General features: G+C 72.5%; 19 protein-coding genes. 10 read left to right on the top strand and 9 right to left on the bottom strand.

Annotation, left to right across the window (positions count from 1 at the left end; genetic code table 11):
* Positions 1-122: 122 nt before the first annotated feature.
* Both FLW16_RS23550 and FLW16_RS23545 read left to right on the top strand, forming a co-directional pair.
* On the top strand, positions 123-1,049 hold the full coding sequence (locus tag FLW16_RS23550; RefSeq protein ID WP_221891239.1) for a DMT family transporter: 927 nt from the start codon (positions 123-125) through the stop codon (positions 1,047-1,049).
* A gap of 181 nt (positions 1,050-1,230) precedes the next feature.
* Complete coding sequence (locus FLW16_RS23545; protein WP_221891238.1) at positions 1,231-1,902, top strand: lytic polysaccharide monooxygenase auxiliary activity family 9 protein; 672 nt, start codon at positions 1,231-1,233, stop codon at positions 1,900-1,902.
* Between the two features lie 81 nt (positions 1,903-1,983).
* Here FLW16_RS23545 and FLW16_RS45980 read toward each other — a convergent pair whose 3' ends face one another.
* Both FLW16_RS45980 and FLW16_RS23535 read right to left on the bottom strand, forming a co-directional pair.
* Positions 1,984-3,555, bottom strand: a complete 1,572-nt coding sequence (locus FLW16_RS45980) for a M28 family metallopeptidase (protein WP_142562291.1) — start codon at positions 3,553-3,555, stop codon at positions 1,984-1,986.
* A gap of 154 nt (positions 3,556-3,709) precedes the next feature.
* The gene (locus tag FLW16_RS23535) at positions 3,710-4,552 is read right to left on the bottom strand and encodes a D-alanyl-D-alanine carboxypeptidase family protein (RefSeq protein WP_260615503.1); all 843 of its coding nucleotides are present in this window, start codon (positions 4,550-4,552) and stop codon (positions 3,710-3,712) included.
* A 275-nt stretch (positions 4,553-4,827) separates the two neighbouring features.
* Between FLW16_RS23535 and FLW16_RS23530 the strand changes: the two genes are divergently transcribed.
* On the top strand, positions 4,828-5,994 hold the full coding sequence (locus FLW16_RS23530; protein ID WP_142562289.1) for a steroid 3-ketoacyl-CoA thiolase: 1,167 nt from the start codon (positions 4,828-4,830) through the stop codon (positions 5,992-5,994).
* 48 nt (positions 5,995-6,042) lie between these two features.
* On the opposite strand, the gene FLW16_RS23525 is transcribed toward FLW16_RS23530, so the two are convergent.
* A complete protein-coding gene (locus FLW16_RS23525) occupies positions 6,043-7,131 on the bottom strand; it encodes an acyl-CoA dehydrogenase family protein (RefSeq protein ID WP_142562288.1) in 1,089 nt (362 codons plus the stop codon).
* A 38-nt stretch (positions 7,132-7,169) separates the two neighbouring features.
* Between FLW16_RS23525 and FLW16_RS23520 the strand changes: the two genes are divergently transcribed.
* The 3 genes from FLW16_RS23520 to FLW16_RS23510 all read left to right on the top strand — a co-directional run bounded on the left by FLW16_RS23520 (position 7,170) and on the right by FLW16_RS23510 (position 10,335).
* Positions 7,170-8,333: an acyl-CoA dehydrogenase family protein gene (locus FLW16_RS23520; RefSeq protein ID WP_142562287.1), complete on the top strand. Its 1,164-nt coding sequence runs from the start codon at positions 7,170-7,172 to the stop codon at positions 8,331-8,333.
* A gap of 80 nt (positions 8,334-8,413) precedes the next feature.
* On the top strand, positions 8,414-9,673 hold the full coding sequence (locus FLW16_RS23515) for a C39 family peptidase (RefSeq protein WP_142562286.1): 1,260 nt from the start codon (positions 8,414-8,416) through the stop codon (positions 9,671-9,673).
* 59 nt (positions 9,674-9,732) lie between these two features.
* Positions 9,733-10,335 (top strand): TetR/AcrR family transcriptional regulator, encoded by a 603-nt coding sequence (locus tag FLW16_RS23510; protein WP_142562285.1) that lies wholly within the window; start codon positions 9,733-9,735, stop codon positions 10,333-10,335.
* On the opposite strand, the gene FLW16_RS23505 is transcribed toward FLW16_RS23510, so the two are convergent.
* Positions 10,321-12,006: an alpha/beta-hydrolase family protein gene (locus FLW16_RS23505; RefSeq protein ID WP_142562284.1), complete on the bottom strand. Its 1,686-nt coding sequence runs from the start codon at positions 12,004-12,006 to the stop codon at positions 10,321-10,323. The genes FLW16_RS23510 and FLW16_RS23505 overlap by 15 nt on opposite strands.
* Positions 12,007-12,165: 159 nt before the next feature.
* Between FLW16_RS23505 and FLW16_RS23500 the strand changes: the two genes are divergently transcribed.
* From FLW16_RS23500 to FLW16_RS23490, 3 genes are read left to right on the top strand one after another with little or no spacing between them, the layout of a single operon-like run.
* Entirely contained in the window at positions 12,166-13,062 is an 897-nt protein-coding gene (locus FLW16_RS23500; protein ID WP_260615502.1) for an LLM class F420-dependent oxidoreductase, read from the top strand.
* Complete coding sequence (locus tag FLW16_RS23495; protein WP_142562283.1) at positions 13,059-13,535, top strand: nuclear transport factor 2 family protein; 477 nt, start codon at positions 13,059-13,061, stop codon at positions 13,533-13,535. The genes FLW16_RS23500 and FLW16_RS23495 overlap by 4 nt, the downstream gene beginning before the upstream one ends.
* Before the next feature lie 11 nt (positions 13,536-13,546).
* The gene (locus FLW16_RS23490) at positions 13,547-14,353 is read left to right on the top strand and encodes an SDR family NAD(P)-dependent oxidoreductase (RefSeq protein WP_221891237.1); all 807 of its coding nucleotides are present in this window, start codon (positions 13,547-13,549) and stop codon (positions 14,351-14,353) included.
* Positions 14,354-14,367: 14 nt separating this feature from the next.
* On the opposite strand, the gene FLW16_RS23485 is transcribed toward FLW16_RS23490, so the two are convergent.
* The 4 genes from FLW16_RS23485 to FLW16_RS23470 form a co-directional block, all read right to left on the bottom strand.
* Positions 14,368-15,294, bottom strand: a complete 927-nt coding sequence (locus tag FLW16_RS23485; RefSeq protein ID WP_142562281.1) for an aminoglycoside phosphotransferase family protein — start codon at positions 15,292-15,294, stop codon at positions 14,368-14,370.
* 124 nt (positions 15,295-15,418) lie between these two features.
* Entirely contained in the window at positions 15,419-15,832 is a 414-nt protein-coding gene (locus tag FLW16_RS23480) for a nuclear transport factor 2 family protein (RefSeq protein WP_142562280.1), read from the bottom strand.
* The gene (locus tag FLW16_RS23475) at positions 15,829-16,356 is read right to left on the bottom strand and encodes a nuclear transport factor 2 family protein (RefSeq protein ID WP_142562279.1); all 528 of its coding nucleotides are present in this window, start codon (positions 16,354-16,356) and stop codon (positions 15,829-15,831) included. Before FLW16_RS23475 ends, FLW16_RS23480 begins: the two co-directional genes overlap by 4 nt.
* Entirely contained in the window at positions 16,349-17,230 is an 882-nt protein-coding gene (locus FLW16_RS23470; RefSeq protein WP_142562278.1) for an LLM class F420-dependent oxidoreductase, read from the bottom strand. The genes FLW16_RS23475 and FLW16_RS23470 overlap by 8 nt, the downstream gene beginning before the upstream one ends.
* A gap of 193 nt (positions 17,231-17,423) precedes the next feature.
* Here FLW16_RS23470 and FLW16_RS23465 point away from each other — a divergent pair, with 193 nt between their 5' ends.
* Positions 17,424-18,314 carry an IclR family transcriptional regulator gene (locus FLW16_RS23465; protein ID WP_204053160.1) on the top strand — a complete coding sequence of 297 codons (891 nt, stop codon included), beginning with the start codon at positions 17,424-17,426 and terminating at the stop codon, positions 18,312-18,314.
* Between the two features lie 71 nt (positions 18,315-18,385).
* On the opposite strand, the gene FLW16_RS43885 is transcribed toward FLW16_RS23465, so the two are convergent.
* Positions 18,386-18,657 (bottom strand): HNH endonuclease signature motif containing protein (locus FLW16_RS43885; protein ID WP_185949560.1); only part of this gene is annotated, 272 nt, incomplete at its 5' end.

The raw sequence follows: 18,657 nt of genomic DNA, 5'->3' as shown, positions 1-18,657 counted from the left end.
GAGCGACCTGGGCGAGTGCCTTGGTCATGCGCCTTGGACGATTGTCCAAAACCGTGTCGCCGGACATGAGGCCGCCGTCGCGGGGGATGGCGGATACATGGGAGACCCGGCCGCCGAGGGGAGTGACCGATCATGACGCCGAGGGCTCCGGCGGGCGGGGCGCCGCCGTGATCGTCACGGTGATTCTCGGCCTGGCGGCCGCGGCTCTCCTCGGCCTGGGCTGGGTCGCGCAGCAGCACGTCGCGTACACCGAACCGCTGGGCGAGATGCTGCACGTGCGCCTGCTGTTCGACCTGGCGCGCAAGCCGGTGTGGCTGGCCGGGATCGCCGCGATGGTCGGCGGGCAGGTCCTCGGGGCCCTGGCCCTGCGACGTGCCGACGTGGCCACCGTGGAGCCGCTTCTGGCGACCAACCTCATCTTCGCCCTCGCCGCGGCGGCCCTGTTCTACCAGGAGCGCCTGGGCGCGGCGGAGTGGCTGGGGGCGGTGCTGGTGAGCGGCGGTGTGGCCGCCTTCCTCCTGGCCGGGCGTCCCCAAGGGGGAGGGATGCCGGCGTCGGGCTCCGTGGTGTGGATCGCGGTGCTGGTCGTGGCGGGATTGGCCGCCGGCATGGTCGCCGTGGCGCTGCGGGCGCCCCTGCAGACCAAGGCGATGCTGCTCGCCGCGGCCGCGGGGGCGTTGTACGGCCTTCAGGACGCCCTCACCCGCGGGTCCCTGCTGACGCTGGCGCACGGACCGGTGGCGCTGTTCACCTCCTGGGAGCCCTACCTGCTGCCCGTGATCGCGGCGACCGGCATCCTGCTCAACCAGAGCGCCTTCGACGCCGCGCCGCTGCGGATCTCGCTGCCCGCCACCACCGCGACCGAGCCGATCGTCGGGATCGTCCTGGGAGTCGTGATCTTCGGCGAGCGGCTGCGTGTCGATCCCCCGGCTCTCGCGGGAGAGGTCGGCGGCCTGGTGGCGCTCGTGGTGGGCATCGTCATCCTCGGCCGCTCGCCGTTCCTGGCCAAGTCGGAGCAGGGGCAGCAGGCCCCTCGCGACCGGGAGTGAATGAAACGTGCACGGTGATCGAGCCATCCCGAGGAGAAAGTCGCAGGTGAGAAAGTTCGGCCTCATGACCAATGTTAGTCGCCTGGCCGAACAAACGCCGGTCAACTATCGTCACTGACGACGTCAGGGAGCGCTCCCCATCTGGCCCGGAATCCCCCCACCGGAAGATGGAGACCCAACAGTGCACGCGCATTCACATCCCCGGATCCGCCGCTGGGCCCTGCGCATCACGGCCCTGCTGACCGCGTCGGTCGCCTGCCTGGTCACCTGGGCGGGCGCCGCCTCCGCCCACGGCTCGGTCGTGGACCCGGCCTCCCGCAACTACGGCTGCTGGCTGCGCTGGGGCAGCGACTTCCAGAACCCGGCGATGGCCCAGCAGGACCCGATGTGCTGGCAGGCGTGGCAGGCCGACACCACCGCCATGTGGAACTGGAACGGCCTCTACCGCATGAACCTCGGCGGCAACTTCCAGGCCGCGATCCCCAGCGGCCAGCTGTGCAGCGGCGGCCACGCGGAGAACGGCCGGTACAACGCCATGGACGTCCCCGGCGCGTGGAAGGCGACCGACGTCCGCAACAACTTCTCGATCAAGCTGTGGGACCAGGCCGGCCACGGCGCCGACTACCTGCTCGTCTACGTCACCAAGCAGGGCTTCGACCCGACCCGGCAGGCGGTCGGGTGGAACGACCTGCAGTTGCTCACCAAGACCGGCAAGTACGCCCCCGGGCAGTACTACTCGGTCAACCTCAGCACGTCGGGCCGCAGCGGCCGGGCCGTGGTCTACACGATCTGGCAGGCCTCGCACATGGACCAGACGTTCTTCTTCTGCAGCGACGTGAACTTCACGGGCTGACGACCCCGTGAAACGGGCCCCGCCGGACGTCGTCCGGCGGGGCCCGCTCGTACGGCTACCGCATACGGATCAGCGCGGGGATCACTGGGCGGGCGCGTCGTGCGCCTCGCCCACGTGGGCGGCGGACCGGGCGGCGGCCGCAGTGGTGCGCGCGGCGGCCGCGGTGGTGCGGTTGTCAGGACCGGGCAGGTCCCGGCTGAAGGCGTAGACGGCCGCGGCGGTGGCGATCGCGCCGGTGTTCAGCGCGAGGGCCTTGTCGTTGATGTTGGCGAGGGTGTCGCAGGCCTGGTGGTAGCAGGAGTCGTACGCCTGGCCGGCGGTGCCGCCGAACAGCGCCTGCTCCTCGGGTGTCTTGACGCCCTCGGCGCCGGTGAACGTCCCGCCGGACGGGATCCCGGCGTCGATGAACGGCCCGTAGTCCGACCGTCCGTCGAAGTCGGTGCCGTTGTGGCCCTGACGGAGCGTGTCGAAGTACTTCTCGAAGAGCTTCTCGATCTCGCCGGAGCCCTCGGGACCGGGACCGGCGCCGGTGGCGTCGGAGTCGTCGCCGTCGTAGATCTTCAGGGCGTAGTTCGGGGAGGCGACCATGTCGAAGTTCAGGTACAGCTTGATCTTCGCCAGGTCGGCGGGGGACAGGCTCGCGACGTAGTGCTCGGAGCCGAGCAGACCCAGCTCCTCCGCGCTCCAGAAGGAGAATCGCAGCTTGTTCCTGGTCGGGATCTTGCCGAACGCGGTGGCGACCTCCAGGATCGCGGCGCTGCCGGAGCCGTTGTCGTTGATGCCCGGCCCCGCCAGCACGCTGTCCAGGTGCGCGCCGAGCTGCACCACCTTGTTCGGGTCGCCCCACCGCGAGTCGGCGATCACGTTGTGGGTCTTACGGATCTCGCTGACGGTGTCCGTCTTCACCCGTACGGACGTCCCGGCGGCGGACAGCTCCTGGCCGACCGCGAAGCTCACGCCCACGGCGGGGATGTGCACGGTGGGCTCGCCCAGCGTGCCCTGCAGGGTGTCGGTGCGCCCGGGCTGGCCCTCGTTCATGATGATCACCGCGGACGCGCCCGCGGCCTGCGCGTTCTCGGCCTTCACCTGGAAGGTGCAGGTGCCGCGCTGCACCAGCGCGACGGCGCCCGCCGGGAAGCCGGCGAAGTCGGCGGCCTCGCAGCCGGAGGTCGACGTGTTGGGCGTGGGTCCGGGAGGCAGCACGAGGTCGACGTTCCGGACGGCCGCGGTGACGTCTCCCGACCCGGAGTAGGTCATCGTGGCGAAGTCGCCGACGCTGCTGCCGTCCGGCGGGGTGGGCGCGTACGTCTTGGGGGAGGGCGCGGTCCGCTGCAGGACCGCGGTGGAGTTCTCCTTGAAGAACGGGAAGTCGAACTCCTGCAGGGTCACCGTGTAGCCGGCCTTCTTCAGCACCCCGGCGACGTAGTCGCGGGAGGCCGCGAAACCGGGAGTGCCGGCGGCGCGGGTGCCGCCGTTGGCGTTCGCGATGTCCTGCAGCTTGCGCAGATGCTTCTTCACGGCCGACGCGACCACCGTCTGCGCGATGTGGGCGGGGTCGGGGTCGGCGTTCGCCGGCGCGGCCGGCAGGAGGGGAAGCACGAGGGCGGACGCCGCGGTGGCGACGGCGGCCCGCATGCCGAGCGAGGCACGCATTGGGCTCTCCTTCGGGTCCAATGACGGTCCGAACGGTTCAGTGATGAGGCCCCCGATGGACACTGATCGGGAACCTAACGGGGTTTGACCGATTCGGGAAGGCCCTGTTTTCTGTCCCGCGGGGGTATTGCGCGGGCCCGCCTCGCCGTACGTCTCAGCGGTCGGTCGCCCAGTCGAGCAGCGTCTCGGCGGTGTCCCAGCGGCGGCTGGCGACGTCCTCGCCGAGGATGATCCCGATCAGCCGGCGGCCGTCCCGGTCGGCCGCGAACGCCAGGCAGAACCCGGCGGCGTTCGTGGAGCCGGTCTTCACACCGATCGCGCCCGGCAGTCCGAGCATGTGGTTGGTGTTGTACCAGTCGTACCGGCCGTCCTCGGTCGAGTGCTCGCTGGTCGAGGTGACCTTCTTGAAGACGGGGTTCCGCAGCGCGATCTCCGCGAGCCTGGCCTGGTCGCGGGCGGTGGAGTAGCCGTCGCCGTGGGACGTCGGGAGCCCGTCGGCGTTGACGTACAGGGTGTCGTTCAATCCGAGTTCGCGCGCGGTGGCGTTCATCTTGTCCACGAAACCGGGCACGCCGGGGCCGTACACGCGGGCCAGGGCGTGCGCCGCGTCCGCGCCCGAGGGGAGCAGCAGGGCGTACAGCAGTTCACGGACCGGCAGGGTGTCGCCGGCCTCGAGGTCGGCCGTCGAGCCGTCGTTGTCCCAGGCGTACTCGAGGTCCTGCTGCTTGATCGTGACCTTGTCGTCGAGGTTCGCGTCCCGCAGGACGACGTACGCGGTCATCATCTTGGTCAGGCTGGCGACCGGCATGCGCTCACCGGCGTGCTTGTCCAGCAGTTCCTGCCCGGTCGTGGCGTCCCACAGATAGACGGCCCGCCCGTGCACGTGCGGCGCCGCGTACGCGTGCGTGGAAAGGTGCTGCGTCAGGCCGGGAGCGGCCAGGGCTGGAGACGCGAGAACTGGCGACGCCACCCCCGTGACCAGGGCAAAGGCGGCCATGGAGACACCAAGAGAAAGCTTCCGAGCGAACATGCGAATCAGCGTGCCATGGCTATTCGGACTTCCAAGACGAAACTTCGCAAAATATCGGCAAAGCGCCTGGACTTATGTGACTTAAGAGGTTTCAGATGGCTTCTCGGGTAATCGGCCGTGACCTGTCCGGGTGCGCCGAGGGTTCCGCTGACCGGGATCACGCTTGGCCGGCGGCGGGGGGACGGACACCATGAGCCCCTGACCCCGTGAACCCAGATTCCGGCACGCGAACGGGAGAGCGCATGGGAACTCCGGTCATCGTCGACGCCGCGCGGACGCCGTTCGGACGCCGGGGGGGATGGCTCTCCGGGCTGCACGCCGCCGAGTTGCTCGGCGTGGCGCAGCGCGGGGCGCTGGAGCGCCTCCGGCTCGACCCGCACCTGGTCGAGCAGGTCATCGGCGGCTGCGTCACCCAGGCGGGGGAGCAGTCCGGCAGCGTCACCCGTACGGCCTGGCTGCACGCCGGGCTGCCGGAGGAGACCGGGGTCACCACCATCGACAGCCAGTGCGGGTCGGCGCAGCAGGCGGTGCACCTGATCGCCGCGCAGATCGCGGCGGGCGTGATCGACGTCGGCATGGCCTGCGGCATCGAGGTCATGTCGCGGGTGCCGCTGATGGCCAACTTCGGCGAGGGCGCCGGCCGGCCCCGGCCCGACTCCTGGGACCGCGACATGCCGGCCCAGTACGTGGCCGCCGACCGGATCGCCCGCCGCCGGGGCTTCACCCGCGAGGGACTCGACGCCTTCGGGCTCCGCTCCCAGGAGCGGGCCGCGCGGGCGTGGGCGGAGGGCAGGTTCGACGGGCAGATCATCCCGGTGACCGTGCCCGCCGACCTGCCCGCCGACCTGCCCGGCGACGACGGGCCCGCCGCCGTCACGAGGGATCAGGGGCTGCGCGAGACCAGCATGGAGGCGCTGGCCGGCCTCAAGCCGATCCTGGAGGGCGGCCTGCACACCGCGGGCACCGCCTCGCAGATCTCCGACGGCGCGAGCGCGGCCGTGCTGATGGACGAGGAGCGGGCCCGTGAGCTCGGGATGCGCCCGCGCGCCCGCATCGTGGCGCAGTGCCTGGTCGGCGCGGAGCCCGAGTTCCTGCTCGACGGCCCGGTCAGGGCGGCGGAGAAGCTGCTCGCCCGCACCGGCATGAAGATCTCCGACATCGACCTCTTCGAGGTCAACGAGGCGTTCGCCTCGGTTCCCATGTCGTTCGCGCAGGTCCACGGTGTCGATCCGGACCGGCTCAACGTCAACGGCGGCGCGATCGCGATCGGTCACCCCGTCGGGGCGACCGGCATCCGCCTCGTCGCCGCCGCGATGGCCGAACTGGAGCGGCGCGACCAGGAGACGGCGATGGTCGCCATCTGCGCCGGCGGCGCGCTGGCCACCGGCGCGATCATCCAGCGGGTCTGAGGCGTCGACGCGGAATGGCCAACGCCGGCACCGCCGGATCCGGCCCGGTCAGACGCCGAGTACGGCGGGGGCGAGGCGGGCACGGTGCCAGGCGGCGTCGCCGAACAGCTTCGCCGCCGAGTGGGCCCGCTTGAAGTACAGATGCGCCTCGTGCTCCCAGGTGAAGCCGATGCCGCCGTGCAGCTGGATGGTGTCGGCCGCCACAGTGGAGAACGCCTCGGCGCAGTACGCCTGCGCCGCCGCGGCCCGCACCGGCAGGTCGGCGGCGTCCTCGGCGAGCGCGCGGGCCGCGTCGTAGCTGACGGACCTGGCCGACTCGACCAGCACGTACAGGTCGGCCAGGCGGTGCTTGACCGCCTGGAACGAGCCGATCGGGCGGCCGAACTGCTCCCTGGTCTTCACGTACTCCAGCGTCATTTCCAGGCAGCGCGACGCCCCGCCGAGCTGTTCGGCGCTCAGCGCGGTCGCCGCCACGGCGAGCAGGCGCTCCAGCGCGCGGTGCCCGTCGGCGGTCAGCAGCCGCGCCGGGGCGCCGTCGAAGACCACGCGCGCCTGCGGCCGGGTCCGGTCCAGCGTCACCAACGGCTCGATCCGGACGCCCCCGTCCATCATGTTCCGAGCAGCGGGCTCGACCGCGTATACGCCGAGACCGCCCTCGGGGGTGGCGGCGGGCACGAGGAACAGGTCGGCGCGTGCGCCGTCGAGCACGTGCTCCTTGACGCCGGTGAGCCGGCCGTCCGCCACGCGGGCGCGGATCGCCTCCGGGTCCCACGTCCCGCGCTCGGCCCAGGCCAGCGCGCCGACGCGGGTGCCGTCGGCGATGCCGGGCAGGTCGGCGGTCGCGCCGCATGTCAGCAGCGCGTCGGCGGTGAGGACGGCCGAGCCCAGGTAGGGCACCGCGGCGAGTGCGCGGCCCAGCTCCTCGCACACCACGTGGGCCTCGGCGTACGAGAAGCCCGCCCCGCCGTGCTCTTCGGGGACGGCCAGGCCGAAGGCCCCCACCTGGTCGGCGAGCAGCCGCCAGACGGTCTCGTCGTACTCCGGCGTCGCGTCGGGCCCAGGGCGGGCCGGGGGATTGCGCTCGAGCAGGGCGCGGACGGTGCGCCGCAGCTCCTCCTGCTCCTCGGTGGTGAACATAACAGTCATTCTAACAACTGTTTGGTAGAGTTTCAGAGGTGAACAGGAGCGAGACGTTCAGGGCAGAGGTGCGGGCCTGGCTGGAGGACAACCTGTCGGGCGAGTTCGCCGGCGCCCGGGGGCTGGGCGGGCCCGGCCGCGAGCACGAGGCGTTCGACGTGCGGCTGGCCTGGGAGCGGCACATGGCCGAGGCCGGCTGGACCTGTCTCGGCTGGCCCGAGCAGTACGGCGGGCGGGGCGCGAGCGTCGAGGAGCAGGTCGTCTTCCACGAAGAGTACGCGCTGGCCGGCGCGCCCGCCCGGGTCGGCCACATCGGCGAGAACCTCCTCGGCCCGACGATCATCGCGTTCGGCACCGACGAGCAGCGCGCCCGCTTCCTGCCGCCGATCGTGGCCGCGCGGGAGCTGTGGTGCCAGGGCTACTCCGAGCCGAACGCCGGCTCCGATCTGGCCAACGTGCAGACCCGCGCCGAGATGGACGGCGACCGCTGGCGGGTCACCGGCCAGAAGGTGTGGACCTCCCTGGCCATGGAGGCCGACTGGTGCTTCGTGGTCTGCCGCACCGAGCCGGGCTCGGCGCGTCACCACGGCCTGTCCTACCTGCTCGTGCCCATGCGGCAGGACGGAGTGGAGATCCGGCCGATCGTCCAGATGACCGGGACGAGCGAGTTCAACGAGGTGTTCTTCGACGGCGCGGTGACGGACGCGGCGAACATCGTGGGCGCCCCCGGCGACGGCTGGAAGATCGCCATGGCGACGCTCGGCTTCGAGCGCGGTGTGGCCACGCTCGGCCAGCAGGTGGGTTTCCGCCGCGAGCTGGAGGCGATCATCGCGCTGGCTCGCAGGACAGGCGCCGTCGGCGACCCCCTGCTGCGCGACCGGCTCGTCCGCTCCTGGATCGGCCTGGAGGTCATGCGGCTCAACGCGGTGCGCACGATGGCCGGCATCGCGGCGGGCGCGCCCGGCCCGGAATCGTCCATCTCCAAGCTGGTGTGGGGCGTGTGGCACCGCGAGCTCGGCGAGCTGGCCATGGACGTGCTCGGCGCGGCCGGCATGGTCGCCGACGGCCCGCCGTACGACCTGAGCGACGAGCAGCGGCTCTACCTGTTCTCCCGGTCCGACACCATCTACGCGGGTTCGAACGAGATCCAGCGCACCATCATCAGCGAGCGCGTGCTGGGCCTGCCCCGCGAACCCCGGTAGCGGATACGTATTCCTGCCGATGTGCCGGACGGGCCGCGGTCTCTACCGTCGAGGGCGCCGACGAGACCCCGAGGTGAGCCATGCGCGTGCTGACCGCGTTCCTGTCCGCCCTTCTGATGACCTCCTCCCTCACTGTCACCTCCACGGCCGCCGAGGCCGTGACCAAACCCCCGCCGTCCGCCGTCGACGTCGTCTACCAGCGGGCCCACTTCGGCCCCGGCCTGCGGGAGGGCGTGAAGGCGGGCAACACCCTGTCCTTCGCCGCTCCCGTGGGCACGATCTCCTACAGCGACGCACTCGGCACCAAGACCTGGGAGTACGCCCGGTGGACCGGCCCCGAGCGGCCCATCGGGTTCGCCGCCACAGAGCTGGTGGCCTCCTGGAACGCCGACGTGCCCGCCGGCAGCTGGCTGCAGGTCGAGATGCGCGGCCGCCACCCCGCCGGGCAGACGAAGTGGTACGTGCTCGGCCGCTGGGCGTACGGCGACGAGGACATCCGCCGCACGTCGCTGTCCGGGCAGCGGGACGCAGACGGCACCGTGTCCGTGGACACGTTCGTGGCCGCGGCGGGCAAGGCGATCACCTCCTACCAGCTGCGCGTCACGCTGTACCGCGCGCCCGGCTCGGCCGTGAAGCCGGTCGTGCGCGAACTCGGCGCGATGGCCTCCGCCGTGCCCGACCGGGCGACCGTCCCGGTCAGCCCCGGCGGCGCCGCCTGGGGCGTCGAGCTGCCCGTGCCCCGCCGCTCGCAGAACGTCCATGAGGGCCACTACCCCGAGTGGGACGGCGGGGGAGAGGCGTGGTGCAGCCCGACCTCGACCACCATGGTCCTCGGCTACTGGGGCAAGTGGCCCAGCAAGCAGGACACCTCCTGGGTGGACCCCTCCGACCCCAACCCCGAGGTCGACTACGCCGCCCGGTACACCTACGACTACGCGTACGAGGGGGCGGGCAACTGGCCGTTCAACGCGGCCTACGCGGGACGGTACGGTCTTGAGGGATTCGTCACCCGGCTCCGCTCGCTGACCGAGATGGAGCGGCTGATCCGGGCCGGCATCCCGGTCGTCACCTCGCAGTCGTTCAAGGCCGAGGAACTGCCCGGCGCGGGATACAGCACCAACGGCCACCTCATGGTCATCATCGGCTTCACCGCCGACGGTGACGTGATCGCCAACGACCCCGCCTCACCGGACAACGACGCGGTCCGCCACGTCTACCCGCGGGCCAACTTCGAGAACGTCTGGCTGCGCAGCACCGGCAGCGGCGGGATCGTGTACGTCATCCACCCGAAGAACCGCCCCCTGCCGCCCACCACCCCGGGGCTGCCGGCCAACTGGTAAAGGTCGCGCCGGGCCCGGCGGTGTACGGCCGCGGGCCCGGCCCTCCTATAGTTAGTCAGGTGACTGACTCGACGAGTGCCCGGGTGAGGGCCGCCGGCGCCAAGCGGCAGCGGCTCATGGCGGCGGCCGCGCAGGTGGTGCACCAGCAGGGCGCGGAGCGCACCACCATCGCCGACATCGCCCGCGCGGCCGACGTGCCGGTCGGCAACGTGTACTACTACTTCAAGACCAAGGACGAGCTCGTCGCCGCCGCGCTGGCCGAGCACGCCCGCCACCTGCGGGATCTCACCGAACGGCTGGAGCGCCTGCCGGACCCCCGGGAGCGGCTCAAGGGCCTGGTGGAGATGTGGGTCGGCCAGCGCGACCTCGCAGCCCGGTACGGCTGCCCGACCGGCACGCTCGCCGCCGAGCTGGACAAACGAGACGAGGGCGGCCTGGACACGGAGGCGGGCAGGGTCATCCGGCTGCTGCTCGACTGGGTCGAGCGACAGTTCCGCGAGCTCGGCCTGCCCGAGCCCGACGGCCTCGCCCTGACCCTGGTGGGCGCCTACCAGGGCATGTCGCTGCTGGCCAACGCCCTGCGTGATCCAGAGATCATGACGCGCGAGGGGGCCCGGCTGACCGGCTGGCTCGACTCACTGTGTGGTTCATCCGGCGTCTGACCCGGACGTACGCTTCGCGAACAGCGTGGTCAGCGCCGCGGTCCGCGCGTCGTCCCACCCGTCCGGCGGCGCGATCCGCGCCCACGCGGCGATCACCTCGCCGTCGTAGTCGTGCCCGTGCCCCGGCGGCGCGTCGAGGGAGAACACCAGGTCGGCCGTGATCTGCCAGAACGTCACGAACGGATACCACCGGATCCAGGGCAGCACGTCGTCGCCGCGCCGCTCCTCCAGCCAGTCGGGCCGGGCGAGGACGAGCCGGGGCGTCCACCACACGATCGGGTCGGAGGGGTGCTGGAGGTAGACGACCCGCGGCGCGTTCCACGGTGACGCGGGGAGATCCAGGTCCGAGGGACGGTTGGCGAAGCGCACGGTCTCGCCGTTCCGATAGACGGGCAGCGCCTCCCTGCTGCCGGGGTCGCGGCCGTCGACGAGCCGCCGCCACAGCGCGCTGCTGTCCGGCGGCCCGACGAACAGCGCGCCGTCGGTGCGCTCACGCAGGTCCCGGTCGCCGCCGAACGCCGACTCCGCGCCGAACGCCCCCAGGCTCTCCCCGAAGACCAGCAGCTTGGGCCGGTGACCGGCGGGCAGCGCCGACCAGCGGGCGTACACCTGGTCGAACAGCTCGCGCCCGGCCGCCCTGGCCCGCTCGCGGTCCACCAGGAACGACAGCCAGCTCGGCAGGTAGGAGTACTGCATGGAGACCAGCGCGGTGTCGCCGCCGTACATGAACTCCAGGGCGGCGGCCGCCTGCGGGTCCACCCAGCCGGTGCCGGTCGTCGTGATCACGCAGAGCACCCTGCGGCCGAACGCGCCGGTCCGCTCCAGTTCCCGTACGGCCAGGGCGGCCCTTTGGCGTGTGGTCTCGGCGGAGTCGAGCCCCGCGTAGACCCGGATCGGGGAGACGGCGGGCCGCTCGCTGAAGCGGCTCAGCTCGCCCACCGTCGGCGCGTCCGCGACGAAGGCGCGGCCCTCCAGGCCGAGGGACGCCCAGGAGACGAGCGAGGCGGGGCTGCCCGACAGCGTGGCGGCCGTCGGCGGGGTGATGCCGGGGGCGGTCTCGGTGTTGATCGCGGCGAAGCTGCGGTCGGCCCCCTTGAGCAGGGCCTCGGTGAGGATCCCGTCGGTCAGGAAGACGGCCAGCACGCCCACCCCGAGCCCCGCGGCTAACTGCGCGGCCGTCGCGGGGAACCACCGCCCCAGGAGGCGGCCCAGCGCCCGCGCCGCGATCCGCAGCGCCCGGGCGGCGGCCAGCAGGACGAGGAACAGGGCCGCCGCGATCAGCGGGACGCCGATGTAGTTGAGCCGTTCCGGCGGGTCCAGCCCCATCAGCACGTAGATGTCCCGCTGCGCCCGCACGCCCAGCACCAGCGAGGCCGCGCCGAGACCGCAGCCGAACGTCGCGACCAGGCGCCGGACCCGCCGCCGTCCCTTGCGGTTCCACGCCGCGCGCCACTTCGCCGGGAGCCGGGCCGCGACCGGGCGCATGAGTGCGCCGGCGAACACTCCCGCCAGGTATCCGGTGGCGGTGAGCACGCCCGCGATGATCCCCTGCAGCGTCCAGGGCCGGGGCAGCAACGACGGCGTGAGGGACAGGGAGAAGAAGGTGGCGGCGAGGACGATCCCGGCCGTGTCCAGCGGCGCGTTGAGACGCAGCCGCCGTCTTTCCCCCATCAGGTCCCCGATCCACGCACCGTCCGCCGGCCTACTCCGCTGGCCTACGGAGCAGGCAGGCTATCAAGGTCACGAACAGGTAACGGCGCGGGTGGGGGCGCGTCCCGGTCATCGGGAGCGGTCCGATCCCGCCCCGGGCCGCGCCGATAGCGTCCCCGCGTGAGCGGAGCGATGAAATACGCCGTGCAGGCCCCCGTGGCGGCGGACACGACCGCCGACCCCGAGTGGATCGCCGGCTTCGCCCGGCATGCCGAGGCATGCGGGTTCGAGTCCGTCGTGGTGGTCGAGCACACGGTCGTGATGAGCCGCTACTCCAGCGTCTATCCCTACGACAGCTCCGGCCGGATGGAGCTGCCGGACGACTGCGACATCCCCGACCCGCTCGACCTGCTCGCCTTCCTGGCCGGCCGTACGAGCGAGATCGGGCTGGCCACCGGCGTCCTGGTGTTGCCCAACCATCACCCGGTCGTGCTGGCCAAGCGCCTGGCGACCGTGGACGCGCTGTCCGGAGGCCGCCTGCGGGTGTGCGTCGGGATGGGCTGGATGAAGGAGGAGATCGAGGCCTGCGGCGCCGACTTCGCCACTCGCGGCCGACGGGCCGACGAGCAGATCCGCGTGATGCGCGCGCTGTGGGCGGGTGGCGGCCCGGACGGGGTCGGCCACCACGGCGAGTTCTTCGACTTCGACGGCGCGATGACCTATCCCAAGCCGGTCCGCGGCGCGGTGCCCCTCCACATCGGGGGGCACAGCGTCGCCGCGGCCCGCCGCGCCGGACGCCTCGGCGACGGCTTCCAGCCGCTGGGCGTCGTGGGAGACGACCTGCGCCGCCTGCTCGGCGTGATGCGCGCCGAGGCGGAGGCGTGCGGCCGCGACCCCGAGGCGCTGGAGCTCACCCTCGGCCACATGGTCTCCCGCATCACCCCGGAGAAGGCCGCCTCGCTGGCCGCGCTGGGAGCCGGCCGGATCCTGCTGTCGCCCACGCCGACGGCCGACCTCGCGGCGGTCACGGAGGAACTGTCGGCCTGCGCCGCTCGCCTCGGGCTGAAGGCGAGATGAGCGATGTGACGGCGGCCGACGCCGCCGCGCTGGCCGACCTCGTGGCGCGGTACGCCTTGTACGCCGACGAGCGCGACACCGCGCGCCTGACCGGCCTGTTCACCCCGGACGGGGTGCTCGTGCTGCCGGACCCGCCGCGCGCGCTCGGCCCGGTTCTCACGCGTACGGGCCACGAGGAGATCGCCGCCGCGATGACCGCGCTGGAGAGCCTCACCATGACCTTCCACGCGCTCGCCGGGCAGGTCGTCGACCCCGGTCCTGAGCCCGGCACCGCCACGGGCGCGGTGGCCTGTGTGGCCCACCACTTGTCCGAACGAGCTGACGGGCCGTCGGACCTGGTCTGGCACCTGAGGTACGCCGACACCTACCGGCGGCTCGACGGCGCCTGGCGCATCGCCCGCCGCGAGGTGCGGATCGACTGGATCGAGACCAGGCCGGTGCGGCGCGTACGCGGCCGGGAGGGAGAGCCATGACCGTCCCTGTGGTGACTGTCTCTGTGGTGACCGGCGGCGCGCTGGGCATCGGCGGCGCGGTCAGCCGCAGGCTCGCCCGCCGGGGCGACCTGGTGGTGCTCAACGACATCGACGCCGAGGCGGCCGAGCGGACCCGCCGCGCCATCGAGGCCGCCGGGGGGCGCTGCGTCACGGTGATCGGCGACGCGAGCGACGAGGAGACGGCCGACCGCGTGCGGGACGCCGCGCTCGACGCGGGCGGCGGCCGGGTGGACGTGCTGGTCAACAACGTGGGCGACTTCCGCCCCGCGTCCAGGACGTTCCTGCGCAGCACCCCCGCGCAGTGGCAGCGCCTGTACGAGCTGAACCTGCGGCACGTGTTCACCCTGACCCACGCCATCCTGCCGGTGATGGTCGAGCAGGGCTCCGGCTGCGTGGTGAACAACTCCACCGTGGAGGCCTTCCGCGGCATCCCCGGCCACGCCGTCTACTCCGCGTACAACGCGGGGGTGTCGGCCTTCACCAAGAGCCTCGCCGTGGAGGTCGGCCGCTACGGCGTGCGGGTCAACGCGATCGCGCCCGACCTGGCCGACACCGAGCAGACCCCGGCGAGCGCGATGCTGCGCGGACGCGATGCCGGGCTGATCCCGCTGTGGGTGCCGCTCGGCCGGTTCGGCGAGCCCGACGACTACGCCGCCGTCGTGGAGTTCCTCGCCTCCGACGAGGCGCGGTTCGTCACCGGCCACACCATCCCGGTGGACGGCGGCACGCTCGCCGCCTCCGGCTGGTACGGCCGCGCCGACGGCAAGGGCTGGACCAATATGCCCGACCACCCCTGAAACGCGCGTCCGGCTCATCCCCACCGGGTGAGCACGGCCGTGGCGATGGCGACCTGCACGGCGTCCAGCGCCGTCTTGCCGTCGTCGACGTCCCACAGCGCGTTCTGCAACACCCGGCCGAGGGTCCAGCCGGCCGCCCGCCTCCGGTCGAGACCGACGACCTCGGTCAGCAGGTCGAAGCGGCGGAGCACCGCGCGGGCGACGTCGCCGGTGGCCGCCACCTCGTCCCACCGGTTGTCCAAGGCGGGCAGCAGCTCGAATCCGGGGTCGCCGGCCAGCGGTTCCGGGTCGATGGCGAGCCAGGGTTCCCGCTCCCCGGCGAGGACGTTGTCGTAGTGCAGATCCCAATGCAGCAGGCGGTCGCCGGGTTCGCCGGCCAGTTCGGCCACGGCGGACGCGCAGACGCGCACCAGCCGCCGCTCGCCCGGCTCGCGCAGCGCGCGTACGGCCCGCGGGACCTGGTCGAGCATGGCGGCGGCGACCGCGGCGAGCCCCCGCACGCCCTCGGGCGCGGGCACCGCGGTCAGGCGGGCCAGCAGTTCGGCCAGGATCCGCAGGGCCGCGACGTCGTCGGCCACCGAGGACAGGGGCCGGCCCGCGTCGAGCCGTTCCAGCAACTGCGTGCCGCTCGGCTCGTCATGGTCGAGCAGGCGCACGACGCCGTCGCCGTTCCACGCCCGCAGTCCGGCGGCCGCGCCGGCGGTCTCCTCGCGCAGCCGCTGAAGCTTGAGCACGGCGGGTGTCCCGTCGGCCCGGAGCACGGGCAGGACCAGCGACGCCATGCCGTGGGCCGCCCGGCCGTCGGGCCGCAGCCTCCAGCGTTCCAGGAACTCGCCGCCCAGACGGGGCAGCTCGGCGATCCAGGCGCGCTCCTCGGCGCCGTGCGCGCCGTAGGAGGCGGCGAACGCGCCGGGAACGTCGATGCGGGATGAGGTGGTCATTGATTCTCCTTCGCGGTCAGCCGTGTTCGTAGTCAGCCGTGATGAACGAAGGAGAACCGAAGAGGAGCCCGATCACCGGGCAGGCGTCAAAGCATGCCCCCACCCTACCGAGCGGCACGGGGGCTCAGCCGGGCTGGAGAACGCCGAAGTCGCCGGCCGCCATCGTCATGTCGAACACCCGGGACGCGAGCAGCCGGCCCTCGGGCGTGCGCTCCCAGCGGTCGTCGTATTCGCCCAAGCACTCGTAGAAGCGGCCCTCGTACGCCCCGGCGCCCTGGTGGTAGACCCGCGCGTACGTCAGCGACCTGGCGCGGTCGCCGTCGATCTCGACGCGGTGGTTGCCCAGCAGGTGCTGCGAGGGGCCGCAGCCGCCGAGGTGCGCCCGGATCGTGGTGACGATCTCCGCCCGGCCCGTGCGGCGGTAGCCGGTGGCGTCCGGGGTGAAGGCGGCCGCGACCGCGTCCCAGTCGCGCCGGTCGAGCGCCGCGGCGAACGCGGCGAGCCGTTCGACGATCTGCCGCCGGTCGTCGTCCGTCATGCCCGCTCTCCGTCCGTCACAGGAGCGGAGACGCCGCTCGCGAGCAGGGCGGGGGACTCGGGGCGGCCGTCCAGTACGCGGGCGGTGCGGGTGACGATCCGCCATCCGGCGTCCGTGCGGCGCAGCGTCCAGTGGTTGGCCGTCGCCCGGCGGAGCACGAACCCGCCGTCCCCGTGCGTGACCATCAGGGAGTAGGAGAGCGCGGTCGCGTCGTCGCCCGCGAGGGTCACGCGCGGCGGACCGACGAAGTGCGCGCAGCCGCCCGCGATCCATCCTTGGTGGGCGTCGGAGCGCACCATCGCCGCGATCTGATCCTGCCCGCGCATGAGCAGTTCGTCCACGTCGTACACGCCGTCCGCGTCCCACAGGCCGGCGACGGCGTCCGCGCTGCCGCTGTCCACCAGCGGGCCGTAGGAGAGGATGAGCCGGGTCACCTCCCGCTCGTCCTCCAGCGCGCGGGTCCGCTCCTCCAGGCGGGCCAGCCGCCGTCCGATGTCGGTCCCGGTCGTCGCCGTGTCAGCCATCGGTCCTCCCCAAGTCGACGCCCATCGCGGCGGCGAGGTCGTGCAGCGCCTCCAACTGCTCCCGGTAGTGGTCCGCAGAGGTCGCGGCGACGGTGACGCCGGCGACGGTCGCACCGGCGTCGCGCACCCGCTCCAGCGCGTGCCGCGCGGCGTCCGGGGCTGCCTGGGGATCCACCGGCCGGCCCGCCGCCAGCACGACGTCGAAGGCGTCCGGCAGGTCCGCCTCGCGGACCATCGACGCGAGTGTCTCCAGGGGCAGTCCGAACGGCACCCACCCGTCGCCGTACGTCGCCGCGCGGCGCAGCGAGCGCGGGGTGCGCCCGCCGATCCACAGCGGCACCCGGGGCTGCACAGCGTGCGGCTCCACCACGAACCCGGAGAAGTCGTAGAACTCGCCGTGGAACTCCGGCTCCCCCTGCGACAGCGCGGCGCGCAGCGCCGCGATCGCCTCGTCGGCCCGCGCCCCCCGGCCCTCGAACGGCACGCCGAGCAGGTCGAACTCCTCCTTGAGGCTGCCCACGCCGAGGCCCAGCGTGAGCCGCCCGCCGCTGACGCGGTCGAGCGTGCCGTACCGCTTGGCGATCGCGAGAGGGTGGTGGTAGCCCAGCACCAGCACCTGTGTGACCAGCCGGATCCGGCGGGTGCGCGCCGCGAGGTAGCCGAAGGTCGCGAGCGGATCCCAGTAGACGGCGCCGCGCTCGGCGGCGACGCCGGCCGGGACGGCCACGTGCTCGCTGCAGGTGAGGTGGTGGTAGCCCAGCCGGTCGGCGGTCTCCGCGATCCGGGCCAGGTCGTGCACGGCGGCCTCGCGTTCCCACTCGGAGTGGACCCCGGGCAGCCGGACCACGACAGGACTGACGATGCCGATCCGCACCGGCGCACCTCCCCATTAGCACCATGCTTCGCAGAAATCTTTCTAGTGGAGGCCGACACCCGAGCCGCCGCTCGTCCCGCTGACCGGAACCGGACACGAGGCAGCAGAACGGGATGACTCTTCCCCCCTTCCCAGGGGCGTGATGCGTTGCTACATTCCGAAGCAAGAATTCATTTCAGTTTTGGGAGGTGTGATGACCGCTCTCCGTGCCGAGCACGAGGCGACGGCGCCCGCTCGACGAGAGCTGCCGCCGTCGATGGTCGAACGGATGACGTTGATCATGGACGCGTTCACCGGTCGCTCCACCCGCCTCACGCTCGAGGACGTGGCTCGCTGCACGCACCTTCCGCGCTCGACGGCTCATCGCATCCTCGACCAGCTCGTACGGCTGAACTGGCTGGACCACACGTCGTTCGGCTACAGCCTGGGCAAGCGGGCGCTCGGGCTCGGCGGCCGGGACGGCAGTCACGGCGAGATCCGGGAGGCCGCCGCGCCGTTGCTGCACAACCTGCAGATCAGGACCGGTATGGTCGTCCACCTCGCCGTGCTCGACGGCGCCGAGGTGTTCTACCTCGACAAGGTCGGCGGCCGGTTCGCCCTGTCGGTGCCGTCACGCGTCGGCGGCCGGGCCCCGGCCCACTGCACCGCGCTCGGCAAGGCGATCCTCGCCTGGCTGGAGCCCGAGCAGGTCGAGGCGCTCATCGATGGGCACATCAGCCGTCTGACCAACCGGACGATCGGTGACATCGGCACGCTGCACCAGGAGCTCAACCGCATCCGGCAGCGCCGCGGGCTCGCCTTCGAACGGGGGGAGTGCTTCCCCGACATCTCCTGTGTCGCCGCGGCGGTGCGCGGCCACGAAGGGCCGGTGGCCAGCATCTCCCTGGTGGGCGATGCCCGCACGCCGCTGGAGAAGGTGGCCCCGCTCGTGGTCGACGCCGCGCGGCAGGTCTCGCTCGCCCTCTTCCCCGACCTTGACTCCCAGCGCAGGTCCCGGGCCGTCCACCGCGTGCCGGACCGCACCTGGTCCCCGGAGACCATGAACCGCCTGCTCGCCGTCGGCCAGAACGGCGACTGGCTCTGAGCCGGCCCACCGCATCCTCCCGTCGCGGCCGGAGTGATCGGAGCGACCGGCCGGATTCGGCCTGACCGCATCTAGATTCGCAGCCGCCTGATCTGGCTCGGCTGGTAGGTGAAGGCCCAGCGGTCGGTGCCGGTCTTGCGGCGGGTGTAGCGGTCGGGGTGGCGGTAGCGGTCGCGGTTGTGGAATTGGCAGGCGGGTCCGAGCAGTTTGAGGTTGGTGAGGCCGCCGGTGCTCCAGTTGTCGGCGTGGTCGATCTGGCACATGGTGGCGGGTAGTGGGCAGCCGTCGATCCAGCAGGTGGCGTAGCGGGTGTAGATGGCTCGTCGTTGGGCGGGGGTGGCCA

Source organism: Microbispora sp. KK1-11, assembly GCF_006874435.1.
In the GTDB taxonomy this organism is placed as follows: Bacteria; Actinomycetota; Actinomycetes; order Streptosporangiales; family Streptosporangiaceae; genus Microbispora; species Microbispora catharanthi.
The sequence above is the reverse complement of the archived record's forward strand: the minus strand, read 5'-3'. Positions and strand labels throughout refer to the sequence as shown.